This window comes from Mesorhizobium kowhaii, assembly GCF_003253745.1.
In the GTDB taxonomy this organism is placed as follows: Bacteria; Pseudomonadota; Alphaproteobacteria; order Rhizobiales; family Rhizobiaceae; genus Mesorhizobium; species Mesorhizobium kowhaii.
The window spans coordinates 1-24188 of sequence record NZ_MZXV01000048.1 but is presented as its reverse complement, the minus strand read 5'-3'; the positions used below and the strand labels follow the sequence as shown (position 1 = coordinate 24188).

Annotated in this window: 21 protein-coding genes; 18 read left to right on the top strand and 3 right to left on the bottom strand. The window is 63.3% G+C overall.

Going from position 1 to position 24188, the window contains the following annotated elements; all coding sequences use genetic code 11:
• The first annotated feature begins 1 nt into the window (after position 1).
• Genes B5V02_RS21330 through B5V02_RS21310 form a run of 5 tightly spaced genes read left to right on the top strand, consistent with a single transcriptional unit; the run spans position 2 to position 3512 of the window.
• A complete protein-coding gene (locus tag B5V02_RS21330; protein ID WP_245446084.1) occupies positions 2 to 532 on the top strand; it encodes a TadE/TadG family type IV pilus assembly protein in 531 nt (176 codons plus the stop codon).
• 41 nt (positions 533 to 573) lie between these two features.
• Positions 574 to 1182, top strand: coding sequence for a TadE/TadG family type IV pilus assembly protein (locus B5V02_RS21325; RefSeq protein ID WP_245446082.1), 609 nt, complete (start codon positions 574 to 576; stop codon positions 1180 to 1182).
• The gene (locus B5V02_RS21320) at positions 1179 to 2345 is read left to right on the top strand and encodes a CpaE/TadZ family protein (protein WP_111546083.1); all 1167 of its coding nucleotides are present in this window, start codon (positions 1179 to 1181) and stop codon (positions 2343 to 2345) included. The genes B5V02_RS21325 and B5V02_RS21320 overlap by 4 nt, the downstream gene beginning before the upstream one ends.
• Positions 2326 to 2919 (top strand): L,D-transpeptidase, encoded by a 594-nt coding sequence (locus B5V02_RS21315; protein ID WP_111546082.1) that lies wholly within the window; start codon positions 2326 to 2328, stop codon positions 2917 to 2919. Before B5V02_RS21320 ends, B5V02_RS21315 begins: the two co-directional genes overlap by 20 nt.
• Entirely contained in the window at positions 2916 to 3512 is a 597-nt protein-coding gene (locus B5V02_RS21310) for a hypothetical protein (protein ID WP_111546081.1), read from the top strand. Before B5V02_RS21315 ends, B5V02_RS21310 begins: the two co-directional genes overlap by 4 nt.
• A gap of 37 nt (positions 3513 to 3549) precedes the next feature.
• Here the strand turns inward: B5V02_RS21310 and B5V02_RS21305 are convergent, their stop codons facing one another.
• Both B5V02_RS21305 and B5V02_RS21300 read right to left on the bottom strand, forming a co-directional pair.
• On the bottom strand, positions 3550 to 4086 hold the full coding sequence (locus tag B5V02_RS21305) for a hypothetical protein (protein ID WP_111546080.1): 537 nt from the start codon (positions 4084 to 4086) through the stop codon (positions 3550 to 3552).
• A 51-nt stretch (positions 4087 to 4137) separates the two neighbouring features.
• On the bottom strand, positions 4138 to 4788 hold the full coding sequence (locus B5V02_RS21300; RefSeq protein ID WP_111546079.1) for a phosphatase PAP2 family protein: 651 nt from the start codon (positions 4786 to 4788) through the stop codon (positions 4138 to 4140).
• Between the two features lie 868 nt (positions 4789 to 5656).
• Between B5V02_RS21300 and B5V02_RS21290 the strand changes: the two genes are divergently transcribed.
• From B5V02_RS21290 to apnL, 11 genes are all read left to right on the top strand, one after another.
• Complete coding sequence (locus B5V02_RS21290; protein ID WP_111546078.1) at positions 5657 to 6646, top strand: GlxA family transcriptional regulator; 990 nt, start codon at positions 5657 to 5659, stop codon at positions 6644 to 6646.
• A 529-nt stretch (positions 6647 to 7175) separates the two neighbouring features.
• Complete coding sequence (locus B5V02_RS21280; protein WP_111546076.1) at positions 7176 to 8198, top strand: ABC transporter substrate-binding protein; 1023 nt, start codon at positions 7176 to 7178, stop codon at positions 8196 to 8198.
• A gap of 66 nt (positions 8199 to 8264) precedes the next feature.
• Positions 8265 to 10748 (top strand): ATP-binding cassette domain-containing protein, encoded by a 2484-nt coding sequence (locus B5V02_RS21275; protein WP_111546075.1) that lies wholly within the window; start codon positions 8265 to 8267, stop codon positions 10746 to 10748.
• Positions 10745 to 11770 (top strand): ABC transporter permease, encoded by a 1026-nt coding sequence (locus tag B5V02_RS21270; RefSeq protein WP_111546074.1) that lies wholly within the window; start codon positions 10745 to 10747, stop codon positions 11768 to 11770. Before B5V02_RS21275 ends, B5V02_RS21270 begins: the two co-directional genes overlap by 4 nt.
• Positions 11771 to 11882: 112 nt before the next feature.
• Positions 11883 to 12710, top strand: coding sequence for a phosphogluconate dehydrogenase C-terminal domain-containing protein (locus B5V02_RS21265; protein ID WP_111546073.1), 828 nt, complete (start codon positions 11883 to 11885; stop codon positions 12708 to 12710).
• A gap of 335 nt (positions 12711 to 13045) precedes the next feature.
• Positions 13046 to 13987: a D-ribose ABC transporter substrate-binding protein gene (locus B5V02_RS21260; RefSeq protein ID WP_111546072.1), complete on the top strand. Its 942-nt coding sequence runs from the start codon at positions 13046 to 13048 to the stop codon at positions 13985 to 13987.
• Between the two features lie 94 nt (positions 13988 to 14081).
• Complete coding sequence (locus B5V02_RS21255; protein ID WP_111546071.1) at positions 14082 to 14726, top strand: DUF2291 family protein; 645 nt, start codon at positions 14082 to 14084, stop codon at positions 14724 to 14726.
• A complete protein-coding gene (locus B5V02_RS21250) occupies positions 14723 to 16279 on the top strand; it encodes a sugar ABC transporter ATP-binding protein (RefSeq protein WP_111546070.1) in 1557 nt (518 codons plus the stop codon). The genes B5V02_RS21255 and B5V02_RS21250 overlap by 4 nt, the downstream gene beginning before the upstream one ends.
• A complete protein-coding gene (locus B5V02_RS21245) occupies positions 16272 to 17336 on the top strand; it encodes an ABC transporter permease (protein WP_111546069.1) in 1065 nt (354 codons plus the stop codon). Before B5V02_RS21250 ends, B5V02_RS21245 begins: the two co-directional genes overlap by 8 nt.
• A 2-nt stretch (positions 17337 to 17338) precedes the next feature.
• Positions 17339 to 18373: a Gfo/Idh/MocA family protein gene (locus B5V02_RS21240; RefSeq protein ID WP_111546068.1), complete on the top strand. Its 1035-nt coding sequence runs from the start codon at positions 17339 to 17341 to the stop codon at positions 18371 to 18373.
• Positions 18370 to 20208, top strand: coding sequence for a D-apionate lactonase (gene apnL, locus B5V02_RS21235; protein WP_111546067.1), 1839 nt, complete (start codon positions 18370 to 18372; stop codon positions 20206 to 20208). The genes B5V02_RS21240 and apnL overlap by 4 nt, the downstream gene beginning before the upstream one ends.
• Before the next feature lie 2 nt (positions 20209 to 20210).
• Here the strand turns inward: apnL and B5V02_RS21230 are convergent, their stop codons facing one another.
• The gene (locus B5V02_RS21230; RefSeq protein WP_111546066.1) at positions 20211 to 20924 is read right to left on the bottom strand and encodes a transcriptional regulator NanR; all 714 of its coding nucleotides are present in this window, start codon (positions 20922 to 20924) and stop codon (positions 20211 to 20213) included.
• Between the two features lie 185 nt (positions 20925 to 21109).
• Between B5V02_RS21230 and oiaX the strand changes: the two genes are divergently transcribed.
• Both oiaX and B5V02_RS21220 read left to right on the top strand, forming a co-directional pair.
• The gene (oiaX, locus tag B5V02_RS21225; protein ID WP_111546065.1) at positions 21110 to 22360 is read left to right on the top strand and encodes a 3-oxo-isoapionate-4-phosphate decarboxylase OiaX; all 1251 of its coding nucleotides are present in this window, start codon (positions 21110 to 21112) and stop codon (positions 22358 to 22360) included.
• Positions 22361 to 22364: 4 nt separating this feature from the next.
• Entirely contained in the window at positions 22365 to 23702 is a 1338-nt protein-coding gene (locus B5V02_RS21220) for a four-carbon acid sugar kinase family protein (protein ID WP_111546064.1), read from the top strand.
• Positions 23703 to 24188 lie beyond the last annotated feature (486 nt).

The window sequence follows — 24188 nt, the reverse complement described above, 5'->3', positions numbered from 1 at the left end:
GATGATCAGCACCCTGCTCCGTCACCTCGACAGATTTCGACGCGACCATCGTGGCACCACGCTTGTCGAGACGGCGCTGATATTGCCGCTGATGGTGCCCCTGTCGGCGGGCGTGTTCGAATTTGGCAATCTGATCCACGACAAGCTGCTGATGGAGGCCGGGCTTACGGACGGCGCCCGTTTTGCAGCCCGCTGCAACAGCCAGATGTATACCGACAACGGTCTTGCGGCGATCGACTGCGCCAACATCGCCACCAACATCGCTGTGTACGGCAACGCGGCAGGCACAGGCACTGCACGCGTCAAAGACTGGCTGAAAGCGAATGTGACGGTGACCATCGCCGCCCCCGCTCGCTGCCGTGACGCCGTCAATGGTGCGGGCGTTACGGAATACCGCTCCACCACCGCACAGGTCTGCATCGTCAGGGTGGAGGGGACCTATCCCTATGCCGGCATCGGCATGCTGTCGTTGCTCGGCATCGGTCCGATCACTTTGAACGGTTTCCATGAGGAGCGGTTGATCCGGTTCTGAAGATGATCAGGCGCTTCGCAAAATCGGAGGACGGCACGGCGATGGTGGAAATGGCCATCGTTTGCACGCTGCTGTTTGCTCTGACGCTGGGTTTCGTCGATTTCGGCTACGCGCTCTACAAATGGAATGCCGCGACCAAGGCAGTCCAGATGGGTGCGCGCCTGGCATCCATCTCCGACCCGGTCGTGAGCAATCTGACGGCTGCCGCGCCGATCGCAACACCCGGTGCGCCGGTTGTCGCCGGCGCGTATGGACCTTTCGTCTGCACTTACACCGGAACCACAGGCTCCTGCAGCAATGGCGGCACGTTCAACGCCACCAATTTCAGCCGCATATTCCGGGGAGACACGGCTGTCACCAACGACAACACCTGTCCGACAATCACGGCAGCCCAGAGGCCCACCACGCGGCCCGGCATGTGCCACTACTTCCCCGGCCTGCGACGCGACAATATTGTCATCACCTATGCTGCCACAGGCCTCGGCTACCAGACACGATTGGGCGGACCGGTGCCGACAATCACCGTGAACCTGCAGAACCTGAGCTACCAGTTCTTCTTCCTGGGCGGACTGTACGGATTCGGAACCATGACAATGCCCTCCATGCTAAGCACGGTCACGGGCGAAGATTTGAAGAGTACCGCACCATGAATGCCATCAACACCAAGGTTACACCGACCAAGCGTAAGCAGGTCGCCCTGTTCTCGTCTGACCCGAACTTCAAGCGCGAGGTGGCGACGCGGCTCGATGCGCTGGCAATCTACGATGTCAGGGTTTCGGAGACGGCCGACTTCCTCAAGGGGCCGCCCGCGGACACGCGCCCCGGCATCGTCATCCTCGATCTCGGCAATGGCGAGTTGCTCGGCAGGCCGGGCATCGTCGAGGCGCGCGCGCTGTGGGCGGCGGTGCCGCTGATCGCGGTTTCCGACGAGTTGACATCGGAACAGACGCGCGTGCTGGTGCGCATGAACGCCTCGGACTGGCTGCACAAGCCGCTCGACGGCAAGGAACTGCTCAACGCGGTGACCTTCCACGACACCGGCAACCAGGGAACGAAAAGCCGGATCATCACCTTCATCAGCGCCAGCGGCGGCGCCGGCGCCACGACGCTGGCGCTGTCGGCGGCCGAACACCTGGCGTCGAAATCGACCGAACGCGCGGCTTCCACCTGCCTGGTCGATCTCGATTTCCAGAGCGCCAATTGCGGCGCCTACCTCAACCTGTTCAACCAGTTCGATCTTGCGGGCATCATCGGCCAGCCGGAACGGCTCGATGTCGAACTGATGGATGTCATCAAGCTGTCGCGCCCGTCCGGCCTTACCCTCTATGCCTTCGAAAGGCCGCAACTGCCGTTCGAGCCGCAAGGCAGCGATTTCGTGTTCCGGCTGCTGGACCTCGTCGCCTACCGTTTCGACGACATCGTCATCGACCTGCCGAACATCGAGACGCCCTGGCACAACTCCGTGCTGTCGACGAGCGACGAGATCTTCATCGTCTTCGAACTCAACGTCGCTTCGCTGCGGCAAGGCAAGCGGCTCTACAAGAAGATCCGCGAGCTGCGCGGCAATGCGGTCAACATCACGCTCGTCGCCAACAAGCACAAGCGCAAATGGTTCGGCAACCACTTCTCGCGCAGCGAGCTCGAGAAGATCTTCAAGGCGCCGCACATCAAGTCGGTCGCGCTGGACAATGCGCTGCTGACCGACGCCTTGAATCGTGCGATCCTGCCTTCCGAAGTCGATGGGCGGGCGCGCTTCAACAAGGACCTGAAGCGGATGTTCAAAGAGCGGCTCGATGACGCTGCTGCACGCTAGCTACCGGATCGCCCAGGGGTTGGCCTGCGCCAGCCTGCTGGGCGTGGCGTTGGCGATGCCCGTCCAGGATTTCGCCCAGGCGAGATCGAGCCTTTCGGATCGGCCGCCGCTGCCGGCGATGGGTCCCAGCCTGCGCAAGACGGTTGCCTTCGCAACCACCGAGCAGCCAGGAACGATCATCATCCGCAAGACCGAGAAAGCGCTTTACCTGGTGACCCGCCAGGGCCAGGCGCTTCGCTACCAGATCAGCGTCGGACGGGACGGGTTTGGCTGGACGGGCGTCGTCAAGGTGGGGGCGAAGACCGAATGGCCGGAGTGGCGCCCGCCAGAGGAAATGCGGGCCCGCCAGCCGGAGCTGCCGAAAATGGTGCCCGCCGGCCCCTACAACCCCCTCGGCGCAAGGGCGCTCTATCTGCTTCGCGACGGTCGCGACACGCTCTACAGGATACACGGCACCAACGATCCGTCGGGTGTCGGCTTCGACGGCACATCGGGATGTTTTCGGCTTACCAACACCGATGTGATCGATCTTTTCAAGCGCGTCGCGGTGGGCGCAAAGGTGGTGGTCCAATGACGACGATCAGCGAACCGGACATGCCGGCGATCGATATCGGAAACCAGGAACAGCGCGAAACGGTTGCCATCGAGAGACCCAGCAAGGCAAAGACGATCGGCATTCTCATCGCCAGCGGTGCCTTGCTGCTCACCGTGGTCAACATGGCGGCCGCGATCTATCTCTACCGCGGCATGAGCGACCTGCGTTTCGTCGAAGCGCGGCTGGAGCAGCTCGGAGCGTTCGAGCAGCGGATCGCGGCACGGCTCGACACGGTCAACAACGGCTTCCAGAGCCGGTTCGAGAAACTGGACAGCCAACTGCAAGGCAGTTTCAACGAGATCAATGGCAACGTTGCCCAGCTGGCACTGACTAGGCCGATCGCCGGCGGCGAGGCCACGCCGGGTGCGGTGGAGCCGCCGGAGATGACCACCAGCACGCTGGCGGAAGCGCCCGAAGCCCTCGAAGGCGCGAGCGCGAGCGAACCCAGTGTCATCGAAGCGCCGCGTGCACCCAGGAAGAGGGCCGCACCGGCGTCGCCCCCTCCCCCAAGCTCCAACTACCAGCGCATCCAGCAGCCTGACGGCAAGGTCTATTACCGGAGGATCAATTAGACTTGGCAAGGTCTAGATCTGGGCAGCCTGGAAGGGTTTAGAGATCGCGCTGCTGGGCCAGGATGCGGTTGGTCCGGGCTTTGGACCGCGCCCGCGCTTCGGCGAGGAAGGCGATGTGGCAGTAGACACAGGCTGCGGTGCCAAGAAGCAGCACCAGGCTGTTCTTCAAGGTGAAATCCATCGTCAGCGAGAACGGAAGACCGCGGGGCGACGTGAACGCAGCGATCGTGCTCGCCGTTTCCGAGTGGCTGCCGACCGCGATCATCAGCCCGGCGAAAAGCAGGGCGACGTGGTTGGTGAGGAAGAAGAAAGCCGACCTTCGGGTCTGGCTCGCTATCCAGCAGACGATCGATGCCGCGGCAAGGATGGCGGCGTCGACAGCCATCGAGCCACCCAGATAGGCATTGACCTGCTGCCAAAACATCGTCGACAAGGGGCGCAGTTCAAGCCATACCCACCATGCGGTAGGGCTGGCTGGATAGGCTCCCAGCAGGAAGGCTGCCGTGCGCTCCCCTGCCAGGATCGCAAGAATGAGAAACGGGAAGGCAAAAAGCAGAAGCGGCTTGCGTTTCATGTTCCCTCGACAATCTACCAGTCAGGATAGACTGCGAAGATTGCGCAAGGCTTAACGCCTCTCGCCGCCACTGGCAGCAAAAGCTCGCTGATCGGCGTCGTCGGAATGAGCGAGATGGCTCGCCCACCGCCAAATCAACAAAACGCCTACGATTGAGACATAGCCGTCCAACGCGTAGTGCCAGCCGAAATAGACAGATCCGAACAGGATTGAGGCAGCGTATGTCCATCCGACAATGCCCAGCCGGCGATTTAGGCTGGAGAGGAACAGGGCATTGAGAAAGGCCATGGCGACGTGGATGCTCGGCATCGCTGAAATTCCCACGCCGAACACCGCGCTATTGTCGGTGTATGACGCATAGAGATAGTCGGATGTGCCGAGCGTCATTGCTCCCGACGGTATCGACGCAAGCGCGGCAGTTAGGTCGGCAAACCGATCACCGCCGAACATCCGGTCATAAAAGATTGGGCCAGCCGAAGCGCCTGCCGCACGCAGGACGGTTCCGAGCAGAAGCAGCGTTGCGGCGAATGAAAACAGATAGCGAATGCGCAATCTGTCGTTTGGCAAAAAGGCCGCCAAAAGCACGAAGCCGAACCACTGCGCGAACCACAGCGGTCCGTAGCAAAGCCCGAGTACTGACGCAATCCAGCCGGGCACGACGGCATGAAGATGTCGCCACGGTTGGCCGAAGTGGATCAACATCGAAATCGGCCAGGGGCTTGTCGGCAAAGAACGGCACCCATGCCGGGATTTGATACTTGAAGGTCGAGAACGCGGCGATCCCGACGCAAAATACGCCGACTACCCAGGCGGCACCGATGCCTCGCTGTCGAATGATTTCCTGAAGAAAAGAAATCGGGGCCAGGGGCCGGGCAATTGCCGATGCCATGAGGAGTCCGGCTATCAGCATCGGCGGCAAAGCCAGGAATTGCGTGACCGCGTATTTTCCCAGCAGGGATGCGAACGCCGTCCATGAGAACGCCGCCGCCAACGCCGCATAGGCTGCACCGGCAACCGCCAATTTGCCTTCTATGCCAAGGGGACGACGGCTGATCGCGACCGCGTCTGTCATTGGAAAATCCCCACCCGCGGCTTCATCCAAGCACCTTCCGAATGCGCCGGCAAGGACATGGTTGACAAACGGTTAACATTGCAATGTGCCTGCAGGGGCGAGCGCCTCGTGACGGCGGTGCGTCAGACCAAATGGCGGATTTTCGCTGAGTCACTGGCGCAGTGGGATGAGCAGGAACTGGTGAGGTTCGCCAAGTTGCTGGAACGCTTTCGCGGGTTTGGCCACCGACGAAACGAGGATGAGCAGGTCGGCCGATGCCGTCAAGCAGATGATGGACGAGACGGAACCCGGGGTGGAACTGCCCGAGGCGAAATAGGCGCCAGGTATGATCGGCGAGGCGTATGGCTAGGATCGGCGATCGCGACGGCACTTGTTCTGAGACGGTCACGTCGTTCATGGACTATTGCGGGGCGACTGCGGCTGGCATCATTGCCAGTGTGAAAACGGTTTCGGAAGGCGCGGCGGTTCCCGATCAAATAGGCACCGGTTGAGACAATCATGAAATCAGCCAATGACGTTCCGGAGATCGAGCGATTGAAAATCGGCTTTGTTCTCGCTCGCTCCTTCACCCTTTCCGCGTTCGCACTGTTCGTCGACACGCTCAGATTGGCGAGCGACGAGACCGACAAATCCGGCAGGGTTTTGGCCGATTGGCAGCTCCTGGCAAGCACCCGAAACCTGATCACCTCCAGTTGCGGAGTGCAAGTCGCGCCGACATCGGATTTCGTGGACCCGGGTGAGTTCAACTATATCGTCGTCGTGGGCGGGCTCCTGAACAGTGAATTCCCGGTCGACAGCGAGACAGTTAGCTACCTCAAGCGAGCCGCCGCTGCGAAGGTCCCGTTGATTGGGGTCTGTACGGGAACGTTCATCCTGGCCGAGGCCGGCCTGATGAAGTACCATCAGACTTGCGTCAGCTGGCTCCACTTTCAGGCGTTCCGCGAGCGCTTCCCGGATCACGCGGTCAGGGCGGACCGTCTGTTCAATCTTGATCGCACCAGGGGATCATGTGCCGGCGGCAGCAGCGCTGCGGATATGGCGGCGTCTATCGTCAGGCGCCATATCAGCAGGGAGGCCGAGACAAACGCACTCGAAGTGCTGCAGATCGAGAAGGCGCGCTCGGCTTCGGACATCCAGCCGCGCAGACCGCTTTCCATCGAGAGCCACGATCCGCGGCTCAAGGCGGCGCTCATCATCATGGAGAACCACATTGAGAATACAATCTCCATTCCCAAGCTGGCGGCCTTGGTTGGAATATCCCGAAGGCAACTCGAGCGCCTCTTCATGGAAAAAACAAGGTCTTCTCCGGCACTTGTTTATACAAGGGTGCGTCTGGAGCGGGCGAAGCACCTCCTGATGCAGACCAGGGCTCCGATGATCGAGATCGCCATCGAGGTCGGGTTTGAAAACGCCTCGCATTTCTCGAGGCTGTTCCGTCAGACCTATGGCCAACCGCCCAGCAAGTTCAGATCGGCAGCTTCGAACTGATTTGCCGATATTTTTCAGCTGCAGGCATGTCAGCGTAGCTTTCTGAGCGCCGGGCGTGATCTTCGGCTATCCCTTCAGTGCTGGTCGCCGCCACCCCGAAGTCGCGTCATCTGCTTGGCTCCCCGCCCAATGTCGGTGATTGGGGCCGAGTCGCATCATGACTTACCTATCGAAACCCAGAGGACGATCAATGCGCGACGATGCCTCGTGCAAGGCCTTGCCTTGCTACCGAGCCCACGGCCGCGCAGGCAAGTCGAAGGCCATCGCCGATCCTCAGGACCATCTCGGACGATGCCAATTCGTAGTCTGCCTCGATCAGGTGGGCACGCGCCAAGGAACCGGGCAACGATGGTCGTCTCGGGCGGTTGTAGACGACAAGCGGCGCTCCGGCATCCCGGCTCACCATGCCATAGCGGGCGCTTGCCTATTTGGTATGCTGTATAATGTGTACCTGACATGGCGTCATCGTCATCAGGAACGCCGTGCTCGTGTGGCGGCCAAGCCGATCGTGTTTTTGGGAGGAAATACTATGAGATTTGCAATCATGGCGGCGCTTGCCAGCGCCGCGCTCGCTAGCGTTACTGCGATGCCGGCAATGGCGTCCTCGGACGTGCCGGTCATCGCACTCGCCAACGCCTATTACGGCAACACCTGGCGGCACCAGATGGTGGAAGCGTTCGAAGCCTCTGCCAAGGAAGCCAAGGCCGCCGGGCAGATCGCCGACTACATCGTCATGAACGGCGACGGCTCCGTCGCGCAGCAGAACAGCCAGATCGCCGAGTTGATCCTCAAAAAGGTCGACGTGCTTGCTGTCGACGCCGCCTCGGAAACCGCGGTCAACGGCATCATCGAAAAAGCCTGCAAGGCCGGCATCATCGTCACCTCTTTCGATTCTGTGGCCTCGGCGCCTTGCAACTACCAGCTCAATTTCGACTTCAAGGGCTACAAGGCCACCCAGGCCGAGGCCGTCTTCAAGATGCTCGGCGGCAAGGGCAACATCCTGCAGGTGCGCGGCGTCAAGGGCTCGGCGCCCGACAATGACATGTTCAATGCGCAGCAGTCGGTTCTGGCGAAGTATCCTGACATCAAGGTGGTCGCGACCGTCTATGGCCAGGCGACCGCCTCAGTGGCGCAGGCGGCGATCGCCAATGTGCTGCCCTCGCTGCCGCATGTCGATGCCGTGCTCGGCCAGGGCGGCAGCGACGACGTCGGCATCGCGCAGGCCTTCGTCCAGTATGGCGGCGACTACACCGGCAAGATGCCGATCATCGAGGGCGGCGGCGGCACCGACTTCGTCAAATGGTGGGCCGACGAGAATGCCAAGAACGGCTACCAGACGGTGTCGATGAACACCACGCCGGGCATCGGCGGCGCTGCCTTCTGGCTCGGCCTGTCGCTGCTGAAGGGCGCCAAGGCGCCCAAGCTGATGATCATGCCGGTGGCGACGGTCGATGCCGGCAACCTCAAGGACTATGCGAAGCTGCCGGGCGGCCAGATCATCAGCCCGAGCTATTCGCTGGACTGGGTGAAGCAGAACCTGCTGAGCAAGTAACACGACAGCTCCCCCTCGATCGGGCGCGGCGTGCAGCCCGCCCGATCTCGAAGAAATGGAGGACGAATGTCCCAGCTTGCTGTTGCCGAACAGGACAGCGCCGCGTCCACGGCGCCTGCCGCTCCCATCCGGCAGAGCGTCGTCTCGCTCACCGGGATAACCAAGAGCTTTGGACCGACGCTCGCCAATGCCGGCATCGACCTCTCCGTCGCGACCGGTGGCGTGATCGGGCTGGTCGGCGGCAATGGCGCTGGAAAATCGACGCTGATGCGCATCCTGTGCGGCGCGATGTGGCCGACGCTCGGCTCGATTTCCTTCGCTGGCGAAGATATCGGGTTCGCCGACTACGGCACCGGCGAGGCGCAGCGGCGCGGCATCCGCATGGTGCATCAGGAGCTGTCGCTCTGCGCCAATCTGTCGGTCGCCGAGAACTTCTTTCTGGAAACCCCCGGCGACGCAGCAAGCCGGCCCGGCTGGCGGGCGCTCTACCGGGCCCGAGCCCGCGAGGCGCTCGACGCTGTCTTTCCCAACAACGGCATCGATGCCGACGCCGAGGTCGGCCACCTCTCCATCGCCGAACGGCAGATGGTCGAGATCGCCCGCGCCGCCGCGACACCCGGCGTCAAGCTGATCGTGCTCGACGAGCCGACATCATCACTCGATCTCGACCGCTCGAAACAGTTGCGCGCCTTCATCCGCCAACGAGCGAAGGCCGGGCTCGCCTTCATCTTCATCAGCCACAAGCTGCAGGAGATCATCGACATCGCCACCGAGATCGTGGTGCTGCGCAACGGACGCACCGCATGGCAGGGCCATGTCGCGGACGCTTCGATCGGCAGGCTGGTGCAGTTGATGGGCGGCGATGCCAATCCGGTGCATCAGCACACCGTCTCCGCCGCTTCCGCCCAGGACGTGCTGGTGCGGCTCTCCGGCCCGCTGACGGCGGAGCTCGGCCGCGACATCGACATCGTGCGCGGCGAAATCGTCGGGCTGGCCGGCCTCGAAGGCAGTGGCCAGAAGGAGCTGCTGCATGCGATCTTCAGCCCCGACCGCAAGCAAAACGCTGCGGTCACAAGACATGCGCAGGCAGGCTTCATAGCCGGCGACCGGCAGAAGGAAGGCGTGTTCCCGCTCTGGAGCGTGCTCGCGAACATCAGCATCGGCGCGCTGGCCCGCCGCCCGGCGCTCAGCCTGGTTTCCGATCGCGCCAACCGCGACACGGCCGCCGGCGCCGCCAGCAGGTTGCGGCTGGACGACAGGCGCTTCGGTTCCAATATCACCGAGCTCAGCGGCGGCAATCAGCAGAAGGCGCTGGTCGCCCGGGCGCTGGTCGCCGGCACCCCGATCATACTGCTCGACGACCCGACGCGCGGCGTCGACATCGCCACCAAGCAAGATTTCTATCGGCTGTGCGACGAGATTGCGCGCAGCGGCCGCGCACTGGTCTGGCATACGACCGAGGACGCCGAACTGCTGGCTTGCGATCGCGTTCTGGTCTTTGCAGGTGGGCGTATCGTCCGGGAACTCTCGGGCGAAGCGATCACGGAATCGGCTGTTGTCGGAGCCTCTTTCACGCTGCCGGCGGACGGCCATGCCGGCGCCGGGCACAAGGATGCCGCCACGGCCGGGCTTGGCCGCAAGCTGGTGAACGCGGCGCCGTTCATCGGCCTTGCCGCCGTGCTGGCCGTCATGATCTCGGCCAATCCGGCGGTCGCCTCGATCTTCGGCCTCGACCTGCTGCTGATGCCGGCGCTGTCGCTGGTGCTGGTGACGGCGGCGCAGATGTTCATCGTTGGCGGCAGCGAGATCGACCTCGGCGTCGGCGCCTTTGCCAGCCTGGTCAGCGTGCTCAGCGCCACGCTGCTCTACGATCAGCCATGGCTCGGCGCGCTGGCGCTGGTGGCGGCGCTCGCCGCCTATGCCGGGCTTGGCGGCGTGATCCAGGCGCGCAAGATCCCGGCCATTGTCGTGACGCTCGGCGCCTCCTTTATCTGGGTCGGGCTGGGTTATGCGCTGCAGCCGACGCCCGGCGGCGCCAGCCCGGAATGGCTGTCGGCGCTATTCAACTGGTCGCTCGGCATGGTGCCGACCTCGGTCATCCTCATCGCGGCGGTCGCGCTGATCGTCTTCGTCATCGACCGGTTGCCGCTCGGCGTGGTGCTGCGCGGCTTCGGCAACAACCCCGTCGCCATGATCCGCTCGGGATGGTCGCCGACGCGCTATGCGCTGGTGCGCTATCTCATCGCCGGGCTGTTTGCGGCCGCCGCCGGCCTGTCGCTGACGGCGATCAACACAGCGAGCGACATCAATTCCGGTAACTCGTTCACGTTGCTCAGCGTCGCCGCGGTGGTGATGGGCGGCTGCTCGCTGCTCGGTGGCGTCATCTCGCCGGTCGGCGCCATCGCCGGCGCGGTGACGCTGTCCCTGATCGGCGCGCTGCTCGGCACGCTCAGCGTCAGCAGCGATTTCAACGCCGCGACACAAGGCCTGATCCTGATCGCACTGCTGACGCTGCGCAGCCTGACCGCCGACCGCAGGAGCGAGCAATGAACGCCGTGGCCGCCTTCAGCCTCTGGGCGCAGAGGAACCGCTGGATCTGGGCGGCGATCGGGGTGCTGCTGTTATGGCTGGTGCTGTCGATCGTCACCAACCGTTTCAGCCTTTCCAGCCTGTCAGGCATTGTCTTGTCGGCGTCCTTCCTGACGATCGTCGGCATCGGCCAGATGTTCGTGGTGACGACCGGGCGCGGCAACATCGATCTCTCCGTTGCATCGGTGATCACGCTCAGTGCCTTCGTCGCGCTACTCAGCATCAAGGGCCAGGATGCCAACCTCGCCATCGGAGTTGCCGCCGCGATCCTGCTCGGCCTTGCCGTCGGCGCGCTCAATTCGCTGCTTGTCGTCGGGCTCGGTATCCCGGCCATCATCGCCACGCTGGCGACCGGCTATGTGCTGGCCACCGCGACGCTGCTGTCGAATCGGGCGATCTCGGGCTTCACCGTCAGCCCGGCGCTGAAATATCTGGCATCGGGCCGCATTTCCGGCGTGCCTATCATGGCCGTCATCGCCATCCTCGGCGTGGCGGCGACCTCCTTCGTGCTGCGCTACACGGTGTTCGGCCAGTTGCTGTCGGCGGTCGGTCAGAACCGCACTGCTGCGCGGCTCGCCGCCATCAAGACCGGCCCGGTGATCGCATCGGCGTTTATCATCTCGTCGGTGCTGGCATCGCTCAACGGGCTGCTGCTCGGCGCCTATATCGGCGGCGCCTTCCTCGAAATGGGCCAGCCCTACCTGTTGCAGTCGATCGCCGCGGTGGTGCTTGGCGGAACGCTGATCTTCGGAGGCTCGGCAACCGCTGTCGGCACCCTGTTCGCCAGCATCCTGCTGATTCTGATCGTCACCACGATGCAGATCGTTGGCCTGCCTCCCGGCGCCCAAGACATCGTCCAGGGCATCGTCGTCATCTTCGTGCTCGCGCTTGCCGGACGACAGGCGATGACGCGGCGAGCGCCGGTCGAGCCGACAAGCGGCGGCAGCGACGTCGCAGTGCCGGCGGGAGACCGGCCGGCATGAGACAACGTCAGCAAGGCTCTGTTCAAACTGCCGAGATATGGTAGAGTGATTATACCAGTTGATAACATGACGATCGGCGCGGCCATCGTTTGAAATCGGGAGTAACGGATACATGACGACGATTGCGCTGTTCGGAGCCGGCGGCAAAATGGGCTACCGCCTGTCGACCAATTTTCGTGGATCGCCCTACACGATACGTCATGTCGAGGTCAGCGAGGCCGGCCGCGAGCGGCTGAAATCGGGCCTGGGCTTTGACGCGGTCAGCGCCGACGAGGCGCTCAAGGGTGCCGATGTGGTGATCCTGGCCGTTCCGGACACGCATATCGGCAAGGTGGCGACCAGCATCGAGAGCAAGCTTGCCCCGGGCACGATGGTGGTGGTGCTCGACGCCGCCGCCCCGTTCGCCGGCCATCTGCCGAAGCGGCCGGACCTGACCTATTTCGTCACCCATCCCTGCCATCCGCCGATCTTCAACGACGAGACCGACATGGCGGCCAAGAAGGACTATTTCGGCGGCGTCAAGGCCAAGCAGCATATGGTCAGCGCGCTGATGCAGGGACCGGAAGAGGACTACGCCAAGGGCGAGGCGATCGCAAAAATCATCTGGGCGCCGGTGATGCGTTCGCATCGCGTGACAGTCGAGCAGATGGCGCTGCTCGAGCCCGGCCTTTCTGAAACGGTGTGCGCCTCGCTGCTGGTCGTGATGAAAGAGGCAGTCGACGAAGTCGTCGCGCGCGGCGTCGACCAGCAAGCGGCGCTCGACTTCCTGCTCGGCCATATGAATGTGCTCGGTGCCGTCATCTTCGGCGAGACCAAGGGCGTATTCTCCGACGCCTGCAACAAGGCCATCGAGTTCGGCAAGCCGGTGCTGATGCGCGACGACTGGAAGCGGGTCTTCGAGCCGGAAGAGATCGCCGCCAGCATTCAGCGCATCACCTGAAAGAGGCCAACACGGCGCTGGCCCGGAGCGCTTCGATGCGTCGGCGCACCATTGCCGACGCTCCGCTTTTGCCGCTCATCAGGTACATATCATCTGAATTTGTGATTGACTCATCATACCAGTTGGCTTAGCTGTTCATGGCTCGGATCGATAAGGTTTCGCAGGGAGTCGAAGCCTGGACGAGTGGAGGACGGCTTGGGGAGCAACGATCCGTCGAGGGGAAGCCGGCAAACGGCTTTTAGCCCGAAACGATCCGCGGCCCGCGCAGGCTGACGAATTCGGATGCAGACAGAGGCCTTGGTCGATCAAGGCAATTTTTCAAACGGGAGGACTTCATGAAACTCACACGCAGAATGACGCTTGCGGCTTTCGCCGGCATGCTGGCGCTGGGCACGGCAGTACCTGCCTATGCGGCGGACCTCATTGCCATCATCACACCCTCGCACGACAATCCGTTCTTCAAGGCCGAAGCCGTCGGCGCCGAAGCCAAGGCCAAGGAACTCGGCTACGAGGCGCTGGTGCTCGTCCATGACGATGACGCCAACAAGCAGTCGCAACTGATCGACACGGCGATCGGCCGTGGCGCCAAGGCGATCATACTCGACAATGCCGGCGCCGACGCCACCGTCGCCGCCGTGCAGAAGGCCAAGGACGCCGGCGTGCCCTCCTTCCTGATCGACCGCGAGATCAACGCCACCGGCGTCGCCGTGGCGCAGATCGTCTCCAACAACTACCAGGGAGCCCAGCTCGGCGCGCAGGAGTTCGTCAAGCTGATGGGCGAGAAGGGCAATTTCGTCGAGCTGGTCGGCAAGGAATCCGACACCAATGCCGGCATCCGCTCCAAGGGCTATCACGACGTCATCGACGACTATCCGGACCTCAAGTTGGTCGCGCAGCAGTCGGCCAACTGGAGCCAGACCGAAGCCTATTCCAAGATGGAATCGATCCTCCAGGCCAATCCCGACATCAAGGGCGTGATCTCCGGCAACGACACGATGGCGATGGGCGCCTATGCGGCGCTTGCCGCGGCGAACCGCAAGGACGTCATCGTCGTCGGCTTCGACGGATCGAACGACGTACGCGACTCCATCACCTCCGGCGGCATCAAGGCGACCGTCCTGCAGCCGGCCTTTGCGCAGGCGCAAATGGCGGTCGAGCAGGCCAATGACTACATCAAGAACAAGAAGTCGCCGGCCAAGGAAAAGCAGCTGATGGACTGCCTGCTGGTCAATGGCGACAATGCCGCCAAGCTGGAAACGTTCGCGCTGACGAACTGAGCCCGCGCGAGATGAATAGCGAGGGGCGAACCTCGGGTTCGTCCCTCGCCGCCATTTTCCGTGGGCCGACCACCATGCCGAACAACAGGCCGCCATGCTGAACAACAAGCCGAACTGGCCGATCCTTGCCGTGATGGTCGGCATCAGCCTGACCGCGTGCAAGATTCTGCCGACGAAATCGGGAGACGGCGGCAATGCTTCCGCCTTCAATCCGGACAAGATGGTCGAGGGGATCTGGGCGGCAAAGGTCGTGCCCTATCTCGAGCTGAAAGCAGGACCGTTTCCAGAGGTTCACACCCTGGCGAAAACCGATGCCGCTTCTGCCGGCGCCAAATATGGCAATCCGAACAAGCAGGCGAACTCGCCGTGGACTTTCGCGGTGCGGCTGGAGGGCAAGATCGTCGCGGCCAATACCCAGTCGCGCGCGGCGACCGTGGACGTCGATGTCGACGGTGACGGCAAGGCCGATGCACGGGTGCAGATCGGACCGGCGGTGCGCGGCACCGCACTGCGCGACAGCCTCGACTTCATCCAGTTCAACGACTTCACCAACCAGATCGACTTCGCCCAGTTCGGCAAGGCGTTCAACAGCTACGCCGACAAGACGGTGCTGTCCAAGCTGCCGCGCGACGCACTCGAAGGCCGCGGCGCCAAGGTGCTCGGCGCCTACACGCTGGGCAGCGGCCAGGACCTGCCGCTGGTGACGCCGGCGGAGGTAGAGATCGGGCCGAAGCCATGAGCGCGGCCGCCGAGCGCGATGTCATCCTGAAGCTGGAGGACGTCTCCAAGGTCTATGCCGGCACCGTCGCGGTCAAGCACGCCAATTTCGAGGTGCGCAAGGGCGCGGTCAACGTGCTGGTCGGCGAAAACGGCGCCGGCAAGTCGACGCTGATGAAGATCATCGCCGGCGTCGAGCAGCCGACGGCCGGCCGCATCCTGCTCGAAGGCGAAGGGGTTTCGTTCGCCTCGTCCGGCGATGCGGTGAACCGCGGCATCGGCATGGTGTTCCAGGAACTGAACCTGTTCGGCAATTTGACTGTCGCCGAGAACATTTTCGCCACCCGCGAGATCACCAACCGGTTCCGCAAGATCGATCGCAAGGAGCAGGAGCGCCGGGCGGCGCAATTCCTCGAACGGCTGGAAGCCGGTATCCGCCCGGACACGCTGGTCGAGGATCTGCGCATCGGCCAGCAGCAGCTGGTCGAGATCGCCAAGGCGGTTTCGCTCGACGCGCGCATCCTGATCATGGACGAGCCGACCTCGGCGCTGAGCGCGGCGGAGGTCGAAATCCTGTTCAAGGTGATCGCCGACCTCAAGGGGCGCGGCGTGGCCATCGTCTACATCTCGCACCGGCTGGAGGAGCTGATCCGTATCGGCGACTACATCACGGTGCTGCGCGACGGACGGATCACCGGCCAGGAGGAGATGAAAAACGTCGATACGCAGTGGATCGTGCGGCAGATGATCGGCTCCGACGCCAAGGATTTCGCCAAGGCCGACGGCCATGTTCCAGGCGAAGAGATCTTCCGCGCCGAGGACATCTGCCTGCCGCGCGTCACCGGCGGGCTGGCGGTCGATCATGTCTCGCTGTCGCTGCGCGCCGGCGAGATTTTGGGCATCTACGGCCTGATGGGCGCCGGGCGCAGCGAGTTGTTCGACTGTATCATGGGCCGCCACGGCCAAGCCACCGGAGCGATCTTCATCGCCGGCAAACAGGTCAAGGAGCGCGACACGACGCGGCGCATCCGGCGCGGCCTGGCGCTGATCCCCGAAGACCGCCAGCGCGAGGGGCTGGTCTCGATCCTCTCGGTTGCCAGCAATCTGACGCTGGCCAGCCTGTCCCGTTTCGTGCGCCTGTTCCATATCAGCGGCACCGAGGAGAAGCAGGCTGTGACGCAAATGGTGCGCGAGCTGGCGATCAAGGTCGCCGACCCAGCCCAGGAAGTCTCGTCGCTGTCCGGCGGCAACCAGCAGAAGGTGGTGATCGGCAAGGCGCTGCTAACCGGGCCGAAGGTGCTGCTGATGGATGAGCCAAGCCGCGGCATCGATGTCGGCGCCAAGGCCGACGTCTTCCGCACCATGCGCAGACTGTCCCGCGACGGGTTGGGGATTCTTTTCGCGACCTCGGATCTCGACGAGGTGATGGCACTGTCCGACCGGATCGCGGTGATGAGCAACGGAAAACTGACCGGCATGTTCGATCGCGCCGAGGCGACGGAGGCGGCGCTCGTCGCTGCCTCGGCGCTTGGCCATGGACCGGCCCCGCATATGGAGACAAACGCCCATGACTGACATTCCGGCCAAGGCGGCTGCCCCCTCCGCTTCCAGCGGCTCCGTGCTGTTGACGCTGATGAAGCTCAGAACCTTCATCGCGCTGATCGCCGTGCTCGTCTTCTTCTCGATCGCGGCACCCAACTTCCTGTCGAGCGCCAACCTGATCCTGATGTCGAAGCATGTAGCGCTCAACGCCTTCCTCGCCATGGGCATGACCTTCGTCATCATCACCGGCGGCATCGACCTGTCGGTCGGCTCGATCGTCGGCCTGTGCGGCATGGTGGCCGGCTATCTCGTGCTCAACGGCATCGACCTGCAGATCGGCTACACCATCTATTTCAACGTCTTCGAGATCGCGCTGATCACGCTGGCGGTCGGCATCCTGATCGGCGCGGTCAACGGATTGCTGATCACTAGGCTGAACGTCGCGCCGTTCATCGCCACGCTCGGCGTACTCTATGTCGCGCGCGGCCTGGCGCTGCTGTCGTCGGATGGCCGCACTTTCCCCAACCTGGTCGGCAAGCCGGAACTCGGTACCACCGGATTCGGCTTCCTCGGTGCCGGCCGGCTGCTCGGCCTGCCGGTCGCGATCTGGATCCTAATCGTCGTTGCACTGGGAGCCGCCTATCTCGCCAAATACACGCCGCTCGGCCGTCACATCTTCGCCGTCGGCGGCAATGAACGGGCATCGCGAATTTCGGGCGTGCGTGTCAACATGGTGAAGATGTTCGTCTACATGTTCTCCGGTTTCTGTGCGGCGATCGTCGGCCTTATCATCTCGTCCGAGCTGATGGCCTCGCATCCGGCAACTGGCGAAAGTTTTGAGCTCAACGCGATTGCCGCGGCGGTGCTTGGCGGCACCTCGATGTCGGGCGGCCGCGGCACGATCGGTGGCACCATTGTCGGCGCCTTCGTCATCGGCATTCTCTCGGACGGGTTGGTGATGATGGGGGTGAGTTCGTTCTGGCAGATGGTGATCAAGGGCCTGGTCATCATCGTCGCCGTCGTCGTCGACCAGGCACAGCGCCGGCTGCAGAGCCGCGTGACGCTGATGCAAATGGCAAAGGCGGGCTGAGCATGGCGGAGCTACGTGGAGCGCTGATCGGCTGCGGCTTCTTTGCCGTCAACCAGATGCATGGCTGGCGCGATATAGCGGGCGCCTCGATCGTCGCCATCTGCGATCGCGATCCGGAACGGCTCCAGATCGTCGGCGACCAGTTCGGCATTGCGAAACGCTATGCCGATGCGGCCGCTTTGTTCGAAGGCGAAACGCTGGACTTCGTCGACATCGCCACCACAGCACCAAGCCATCGCGCGCTTGTCGAGATGGCGGCGCAGCGCCGCGTTCCGGCGATCTGCCAAAAGCCGTTCGCGCCGACGCTTGCCGACGCCAGGGCGATGGTGAAGGCCTGCGTGGAAGACGGAGTGCCTTTGATGGTGCATGAGAACTTTCGCTGGCAGTCGCCGATCCAGGCGGTGCGCGCGGTGATCGACAGGGGCGAGATCGGCACGCCGTTCTTCGGACGCATCTCCTTCCGCTCCGCTTACGACGTGTTTTCCGGGCAGCCCTATCTGGCGACGGGAAGGCGCTTCATCATCGAGGACCTTGGCATCCACATCCTCGACATCGCCCGCTTCCTGCTGGGCGATGTCTCGACGATCACCGCGCGGACGGCGCGCATCAACCAGGCGATCGCCGGCGAAGACGTGGCGACCATGCTGATGGACCATGCCAGTGGAGCCACGTCGGTGGTCGATTGTAGTTATGCGAGCAGGCTTGCCACCGAGCCGTTCCCGGAGACGCTGATCGAGATCGACGGCAGCGATGGGACGATTCGGCTGGCACAGGGATACCAGCTTACTGTAACCGGCATGAACGGCACGGTGGTCAGCGATGTCTCGCCTCCGCTTCTCCCCTGGGCATCGCGTCCCTGGCACAACATCCAGGAAAGCGTGGTCGCGATCCAGAAACACTGGGTTGACTGCCTTGCCACGGGCAACGAGCCCGCGACCTCGGGCGCCGACAACCTCAAGACGTTCGCGCTGGTCGAGGCCGCCTATTTGGGCGCCGCGAGCCACGAACCTGTCCACCTCGATGCCTTGCTGAAATGACAGCCGACGCCTTACTGCTCTATGGCACGCACACGGTCGAAGCTGAGCCGGTCAGGCTGAGTGCGGGCGTGCTCAGCGCCGATTTCGTCAACGGCAATCTGCGCACCATCCGCCATGGCGGCACCGAAGTGCTGCGCGCCATCGCCTATATCGTGCGCGACCGCGACTGGGGCACCTACGAGCCCGAACTGACAGACCTTGTCATCGACCAAGGCGCGGACACATTCTCGGTCAGCTATTCGGCAAGCTGCGCCGGGCCGGACGCAAGTCGGCTCGGCTTCTGCGCCGCCATCAAAGGCTCCGCCGATGGCCGTCTGGTCTTCGACGTCAGCGCGCTGCCCGAAAGCGATTTCGAAACCAATCGCTGCGGCTTCTGCATCCTGCATCCGATCGCCAGCCTGGCCGGCAGCCCGGTGACGGTCGAACACACCGATGGCAGCGTGGTGGCGACAAAGCTTCCGCTGCTGATCGACCCCTGGCAGCCTTTCAAGGATCTGCGCGCCATCACCCATGAGGTGCGGCCCGGCGTCAGCGCCGAATGCCGGATGCAAGGCGACGTGTTCGAAATGGAAGACCAGCGCAACTGGTCCGACGCCTCCTACAAGACCTATGTGCGGCCGTTGGCGCTGCCGTGGCCCTATGTGCTGCCGGCCGGCGAACCCAATCGCCAGACGATCAGCCTGCGCATCACTGGTGAAGGCAAAGCGCCGGCTGCTGCCGTGGCCAGCGAACCGGTCCGCGTTGAACTCGGCGAGGCCGGACCAAGACTGCCCGATGTCGGCGTCATCATCTATCCCGAGGATGTCGAGGCCGCGCTGGCGAACCTCTCCACGCTGTCAACACTTGGCCCGCAACAGCTGATCCTCCAATACGATCCAACGCGCGGCCACGGGCTCGACGCCTTGCGCTCCTATGCCCGGCTCGCGGCAGCCTACCCGGCCCAGACGACGCTTGAATGCGTCGTTGCCGGAGCGGGCGATCTCGACGCTGAACTTTCGGCCGTCGCCGGCATGGTGCGCCGGGCCGGGCTGAAACTCTCGGCCATTGCCGTTTCGCCTTCGGTCGACCGGCAGTCGACGCCGCCGGGCAGCGCATGGCCGCAATGCCCGCCGCTCGAAGCCGTCTATGTCGCCGCCCGCCACGCCTTCCCCGACATCCGCCTCGGTGGCGGCATGTTCAGCTATTTCACCGAGCTCAACCGTAAACGCGTTCCCGCCGACCGGCTTGACTTCATCACCCATTGCACTTGTCCGATCGTGCATGCCGCCGACGACCTCAGCATCATGCAATCGCTGGAGGCGCTGCCCTTCATCACCCAATCGACGCGAGCAATCTACGGGGCAAAGCCCTACCGGATCGGCCCGTCGACGATTCCCATGCGCCAGAACCCCTATGGCGGCGCGACCAAGGCCAATCCTGACGGACAGCGCATCGCCATGGCCGACAGCGATCCTCGCCATGCCGGCCTGTTCGGCGCAGCATGGACGATCGGCTATGCCGCACGCGTCGCACCGACCGGTCTGGAGATGCTCACCCTCTCCAGCTTCACAGGGCCGTTCGGCGTGCTGGCGGGACCGGGCGAACCGGTCGAGGAAGGCGGACTGCGGCCGATTTTCCAGGCCATCAAGGGGCTTTGCGAACTGGCGGGCCTTACACACGTTGCAGCAAAGACGAGCGATGAGATCAAGGTGCTGGCGCTGGCCGGCCGCTCCGCCTCGGGTGAGACCGTCGTGTGGCTGGCGAACCTGACAGCTGACGATGTGCGGGTCGACATTCCAGCCCTTGGCCAAGGCAATCTCGTGATGACGCCTTACGCAATCGCCCGGATCGACTGAAATCAGCTGCCGGAATTCATCACATAGAGGGCGCGCGAGCGTTCGAGATGCTTGATCATCGCCTTCTCGGCGCCGTCCGCATCCTTCTTCTCGATGCGCCCGATGATCTCTTCATGCTCGGTCAGCGTGAACTTTTCCTTGCCAGTCCAGATCAGCATTTCGGTGTGATATTCCTTCAGCCAGCCGAGCATGGCCTCGCTGACGGCGACATAGATCGGGTTGCCGGAGATCGCCGCGATCTGGGTATGGAACTTCATGTCGGCGGAGATGAAGGCTTCCGAGTCACCGCGAAAGCTGCGCTGTTCGGCAACGGTGGCTCTGAGCCGCTGCACATCCTCGGCAGTGGCCTTTTCGGCGGCTTCCCTGACCATACCGCGCTCGAAGAAGATGCGCGCGGTCTTCAGGTGCTCCAGCGTGTCCTTCGATGACGACAGGATCATCTTGGCCGCGCCATCGACCTGTTTGATGATCGACTTGGCGGTCAGCTGCAGCACCTTGGCGCGCTCGCCATGCGAGATGGCGACGAGGCCCATATTGCTCAGCGCCTGCATCGCCTCGCGGATCGCCGGCCGGCCGACCTCGAAGCGCTCCATCAGCTCGCGCTCCGAGGGCATATCGTCGCCCGGCATCAATTCGCCGCTGGTGATCAGGCGCTTCAGCCGCAAGAAGACCTCGTCGGAAAGCTTGCGCCGGACAATCGGTTCCGAACGGTTCATCGTCGCGAATCACTCCCTTGATCCAGCCCTATCTAACACTGCCGCCACAATTCCCGGAAATTGCCGTCGGCCGACTCGCCCAAAACTTCCAGCCGGATATGTCTTGCAATACTTATGTACTCATTATACCAGATTTCGAGCATCGGTGAACCTTTTTCGAACGCCTGGGCTTGAGACAGCGGATCATGATCACCCTCACCTATCGCATCGAAACGTCTGAAAGCATCGAGGCACTGGCAGCCAAGATCGCCAGCGACCAGTCGACCGGCACCTTCGTCGCGCTGCCCGGCGAGACCGAGGAGTTGAAGGCCCGGGTGGCGGCGCGCGTCCTGGCGATCCGGCATCTGCCCGATGCGGAGCGGCCGTCGCTTCCCGAGGACGGCGACGGGCCGTTTAGGCGCGCCGATGTCGATATCGCCTTTCCCTTCGATGCCATCGGCACCGACCTGTCAGCGCTGATGACCATCGCCATCGGCGGCACCTATTCGATCAGGGGTCTGTCGGGCATTCGCGTCGTCGACATGAAGCTGCCTGATGACTATCGCGGCGCCCATCCCGGCCCGCAGTTCGGCGTCGCCGGCAGCCGCCGGCTGACCGGCGTCGAGGGTCGCCCGATCATCGGCACCATCGTCAAGCCGGCGCTGGGGCTGAGGCCGCATGAGACGGCGGCGATGGTCGGCGAACTGATCGCCGCCGGCGTCGATTTCATCAAGGACGACGAGAAGCTGATGAGCCCGGCCTATTCGCCGCTGGCCGAGCGGGTGAAGGCGATCATGCCGCTCATCCTCGACCACGAGCAGAAGACCGGCAAGAAGGTGATGTATGCCTTCGGCATCTCGCACGCCGATCCGGACGAGATGATGCGCAACCACGATCTGGTGGCGAAGGCCGACGGCAATTGCGCGGTGGTCAACATCAATTCCGTAGGCTTCGGCGGCATGGCCTACTTAAGAAAGCGCTCCAGCCTGGTGCTGCACGCCCATCGCAATGGCTGGGACATCCTCACCCGCCATCCCGGCCTTGGCATGGACTTCAAGGTCTGGCAGCAATTCTGGCGGCTGCTCGGCGTCGATCAGTTCCAGATCAACGGCATCGCTTCGAAATATTGGGAGCCGGATGCATCCTTCGTCGAATCCTTCAAGGCGGTGACCACGCCAATCTTCTCGCCCGATGATTGCGCCCTGCCGGTCGCCGGCTCCGGCCAGTGGGGCGGACAGGCGCCCGAGACTTACGAACGAACCGGCCGCACTGTCGATCTGCTCTATCTCTGCGGCGGCGGCATCGTCAGCCATCCGGGCGGGCCGGGCGCCGGCGTGCGCGCCGTGCAGCAAGCCTGGCAAGCGGCCGTCGACGGCATTCCGCTGGCGGACTTTGCCCTGAACCATCCCGAACTGGCACGATCGATCGAAAAGTTCGGCGACGGCAAGGCGGCCTGACGCCATGCAGAACCTGCTGCTCAGCTATTATGGCGACGACCTCACCGGTTCGACCGACGTCATGGAAGCGCTCGAATTCGGCGGCGTGCCGACGGTGCTGTTCATGAGGCAGCCGGACGAAGCTCTGCTTGGGCAGTTCAAGCATTGCCAGGCGGTCGGATTGGCCGGCGCCAGCCGCAGCGAGACGCCACAGTGGATGGACACGCATCTGCGCGACGCCTTCGCCTGGCTGAAGACGCTGAACGCCGATATCTGCCACTACAAGGTCTGTTCAACCTTCGATTCCAGCCCGACGATCGGCAGCATCGGCCGGGCAATCGAGATTGGCCGCAAGGTCTTCAAGCAGGACAGCGTGCCGCTGCTGGTCGGCGCGCCGCAGCTCAGGCGCTACACCGCCTTTGGCCATCTGTTCGCCGCCTATCGCGACCAGTATTTCCGCATCGACCGCCATCCGGTGATGAGCCGTCACCCGACGACGCCGATGGATGAATCCGACCTGCTGATCCATCTGTCGCGGCAGACAGCGCTGAGCTCCGGGTTGGTCGACCTTGCGACGCTGCAGTCTGCGTCGCGATCGGCTGCATTCGATCGCCTGACCGGAAACGGCACCGCCATCTTGCTTGTTGATGTCGACAATCTGGAAACGCAGGCTCTCGCCGGCAAAGAGATCTGGCGCGCCCGCAAGCCAGGCGGTTCGTTCGTCGTCGGCTCGTCCGGGGTCGAGTATGCGTTGCTGGCCGAATGGGCATCGAATGACATCGTCAGAGCTGGACCAGGCTTCACACCGCCGGGCGCCGCCGACCGGATCGCCGTCGTGTCGGGCAGCTGTTCACCAACCACTGAACGTCAGATCCGGCATGCCCTGACCGACGGTTTCGACGGCATCGAGGTCGATCCTGTCGAACTGGTTTCGGAGGCTTCGGAGCAGGCGATCGCGCATGCGGCGGCAAGCGCCCGCACCAGTCTGCAAGCCGGGCGCAGCGTCATCCTCTACACCGCGCTTGGCCCCACCGCCGACAGGGGCGCCGAAATCGACCGGCAGGAAGGCGCCCGCCACAAGCTTGGCCGCGGCCTCGGCGAGCTGCTTCGCGCGCTGACAATCGAACAGAAGCTGCGGCGCGTGGTCATCGCCGGCGGCGACACCTCAAGCCATGCGCTCGGCCAGATGGGCATCGACGCGCTGACGGTGCGCATGCCGCTGCCTGCGTCGCCCGGCTCACCGCTATGCGTCGCCCATTCGCGCGTCGCGATGATCGATGGACTGGAGGTTGCCCTCAAAGGCGGCCAGGTCGGAACGGATCGCTATTTTAGCGTCATTCGCGACGGCCTCGGAGGTTTATAGGATTGCCTAGAGCATCGAAGTCGTGAATCAGCGTTTCGTAAAAAATCGTCCATAGCGGCGTCTTGGCCTGGTCATGGCGAGAGGGACCTACGCCGCGAACCGTCATGGAAAAACCCAACGCGCCATCCTGCGACATTCCCTTTTAGTTAGACGTCGAGGTGAAATGCCTCCCGCAATACATACAGCATCTGCATCGGGGTTGAGCGATCCATCCTAAATACACCCCGCAGCCGCCGTTTGCCGCCCGGGCCAAAGGCATACCTTCCTTCCCAATCAAAGTCCGCCTACGCAGAAAGAATGCTGAGTTCGTGGATATGCAGAAAGGCGAAGCTGTGAGGCGATACTCGCCCACGCCTCGACCAATCACGGCGCAGCGGATTGAGCGAGCGCTCGACCGCGTCGCCGAGATCATCGTGGCGCGAGGCGACCATGGTGAAGCATGGCTCCCTCTATATGACCATTTGGAACGCGCCCTGCAGGATCATC

What these genes read in the sequence shown, in the direction of transcription:
- B5V02_RS21330 (WP_245446084.1), top strand. Translation starts at nt 2, where the DNA reads ATGATCAGCACCCTGCTCCGTCACCTCGACAGATTTCGACGCGACCAT.
- B5V02_RS21325 (WP_245446082.1), top strand. Translation starts at nt 574, where the DNA reads ATGGTGGAAATGGCCATCGTTTGCACGCTGCTGTTTGCTCTGACGCTG.
- B5V02_RS21320 (WP_111546083.1), top strand. Translation starts at nt 1,179, where the DNA reads ATGAATGCCATCAACACCAAGGTTACACCGACCAAGCGTAAGCAGGTC.
- B5V02_RS21315 (WP_111546082.1), top strand. Translation starts at nt 2,326, where the DNA reads ATGACGCTGCTGCACGCTAGCTACCGGATCGCCCAGGGGTTGGCCTGC.
- B5V02_RS21310 (WP_111546081.1), top strand. Translation starts at nt 2,916, where the DNA reads ATGACGACGATCAGCGAACCGGACATGCCGGCGATCGATATCGGAAAC.
- B5V02_RS21305 (WP_111546080.1), bottom strand. Translation starts at nt 4,086, where the DNA reads ATGAAACGCAAGCCGCTTCTGCTTTTTGCCTTCCCGTTTCTCATTCTT.
- B5V02_RS21300 (WP_111546079.1), bottom strand. Translation starts at nt 4,788, where the DNA reads ATGTTGATCCACTTCGGCCAACCGTGGCGACATCTTCATGCCGTCGTG.
- B5V02_RS21290 (WP_111546078.1), top strand. Translation starts at nt 5,657, where the DNA reads ATGAAATCAGCCAATGACGTTCCGGAGATCGAGCGATTGAAAATCGGC.
- B5V02_RS21280 (WP_111546076.1), top strand. Translation starts at nt 7,176, where the DNA reads ATGAGATTTGCAATCATGGCGGCGCTTGCCAGCGCCGCGCTCGCTAGC.
- B5V02_RS21275 (WP_111546075.1), top strand. Translation starts at nt 8,265, where the DNA reads ATGTCCCAGCTTGCTGTTGCCGAACAGGACAGCGCCGCGTCCACGGCG.
- B5V02_RS21270 (WP_111546074.1), top strand. Translation starts at nt 10,745, where the DNA reads ATGAACGCCGTGGCCGCCTTCAGCCTCTGGGCGCAGAGGAACCGCTGG.
- B5V02_RS21265 (WP_111546073.1), top strand. Translation starts at nt 11,883, where the DNA reads ATGACGACGATTGCGCTGTTCGGAGCCGGCGGCAAAATGGGCTACCGC.
- B5V02_RS21260 (WP_111546072.1), top strand. Translation starts at nt 13,046, where the DNA reads ATGAAACTCACACGCAGAATGACGCTTGCGGCTTTCGCCGGCATGCTG.
- B5V02_RS21255 (WP_111546071.1), top strand. Translation starts at nt 14,082, where the DNA reads ATGCTGAACAACAAGCCGAACTGGCCGATCCTTGCCGTGATGGTCGGC.
- B5V02_RS21250 (WP_111546070.1), top strand. Translation starts at nt 14,723, where the DNA reads ATGAGCGCGGCCGCCGAGCGCGATGTCATCCTGAAGCTGGAGGACGTC.
- B5V02_RS21245 (WP_111546069.1), top strand. Translation starts at nt 16,272, where the DNA reads ATGACTGACATTCCGGCCAAGGCGGCTGCCCCCTCCGCTTCCAGCGGC.
- B5V02_RS21240 (WP_111546068.1), top strand. Translation starts at nt 17,339, where the DNA reads ATGGCGGAGCTACGTGGAGCGCTGATCGGCTGCGGCTTCTTTGCCGTC.
- apnL (WP_111546067.1), top strand. Translation starts at nt 18,370, where the DNA reads ATGACAGCCGACGCCTTACTGCTCTATGGCACGCACACGGTCGAAGCT.
- B5V02_RS21230 (WP_111546066.1), bottom strand. Translation starts at nt 20,924, where the DNA reads ATGAACCGTTCGGAACCGATTGTCCGGCGCAAGCTTTCCGACGAGGTC.
- oiaX (WP_111546065.1), top strand. Translation starts at nt 21,110, where the DNA reads ATGATCACCCTCACCTATCGCATCGAAACGTCTGAAAGCATCGAGGCA.
- B5V02_RS21220 (WP_111546064.1), top strand. Translation starts at nt 22,365, where the DNA reads ATGCAGAACCTGCTGCTCAGCTATTATGGCGACGACCTCACCGGTTCG.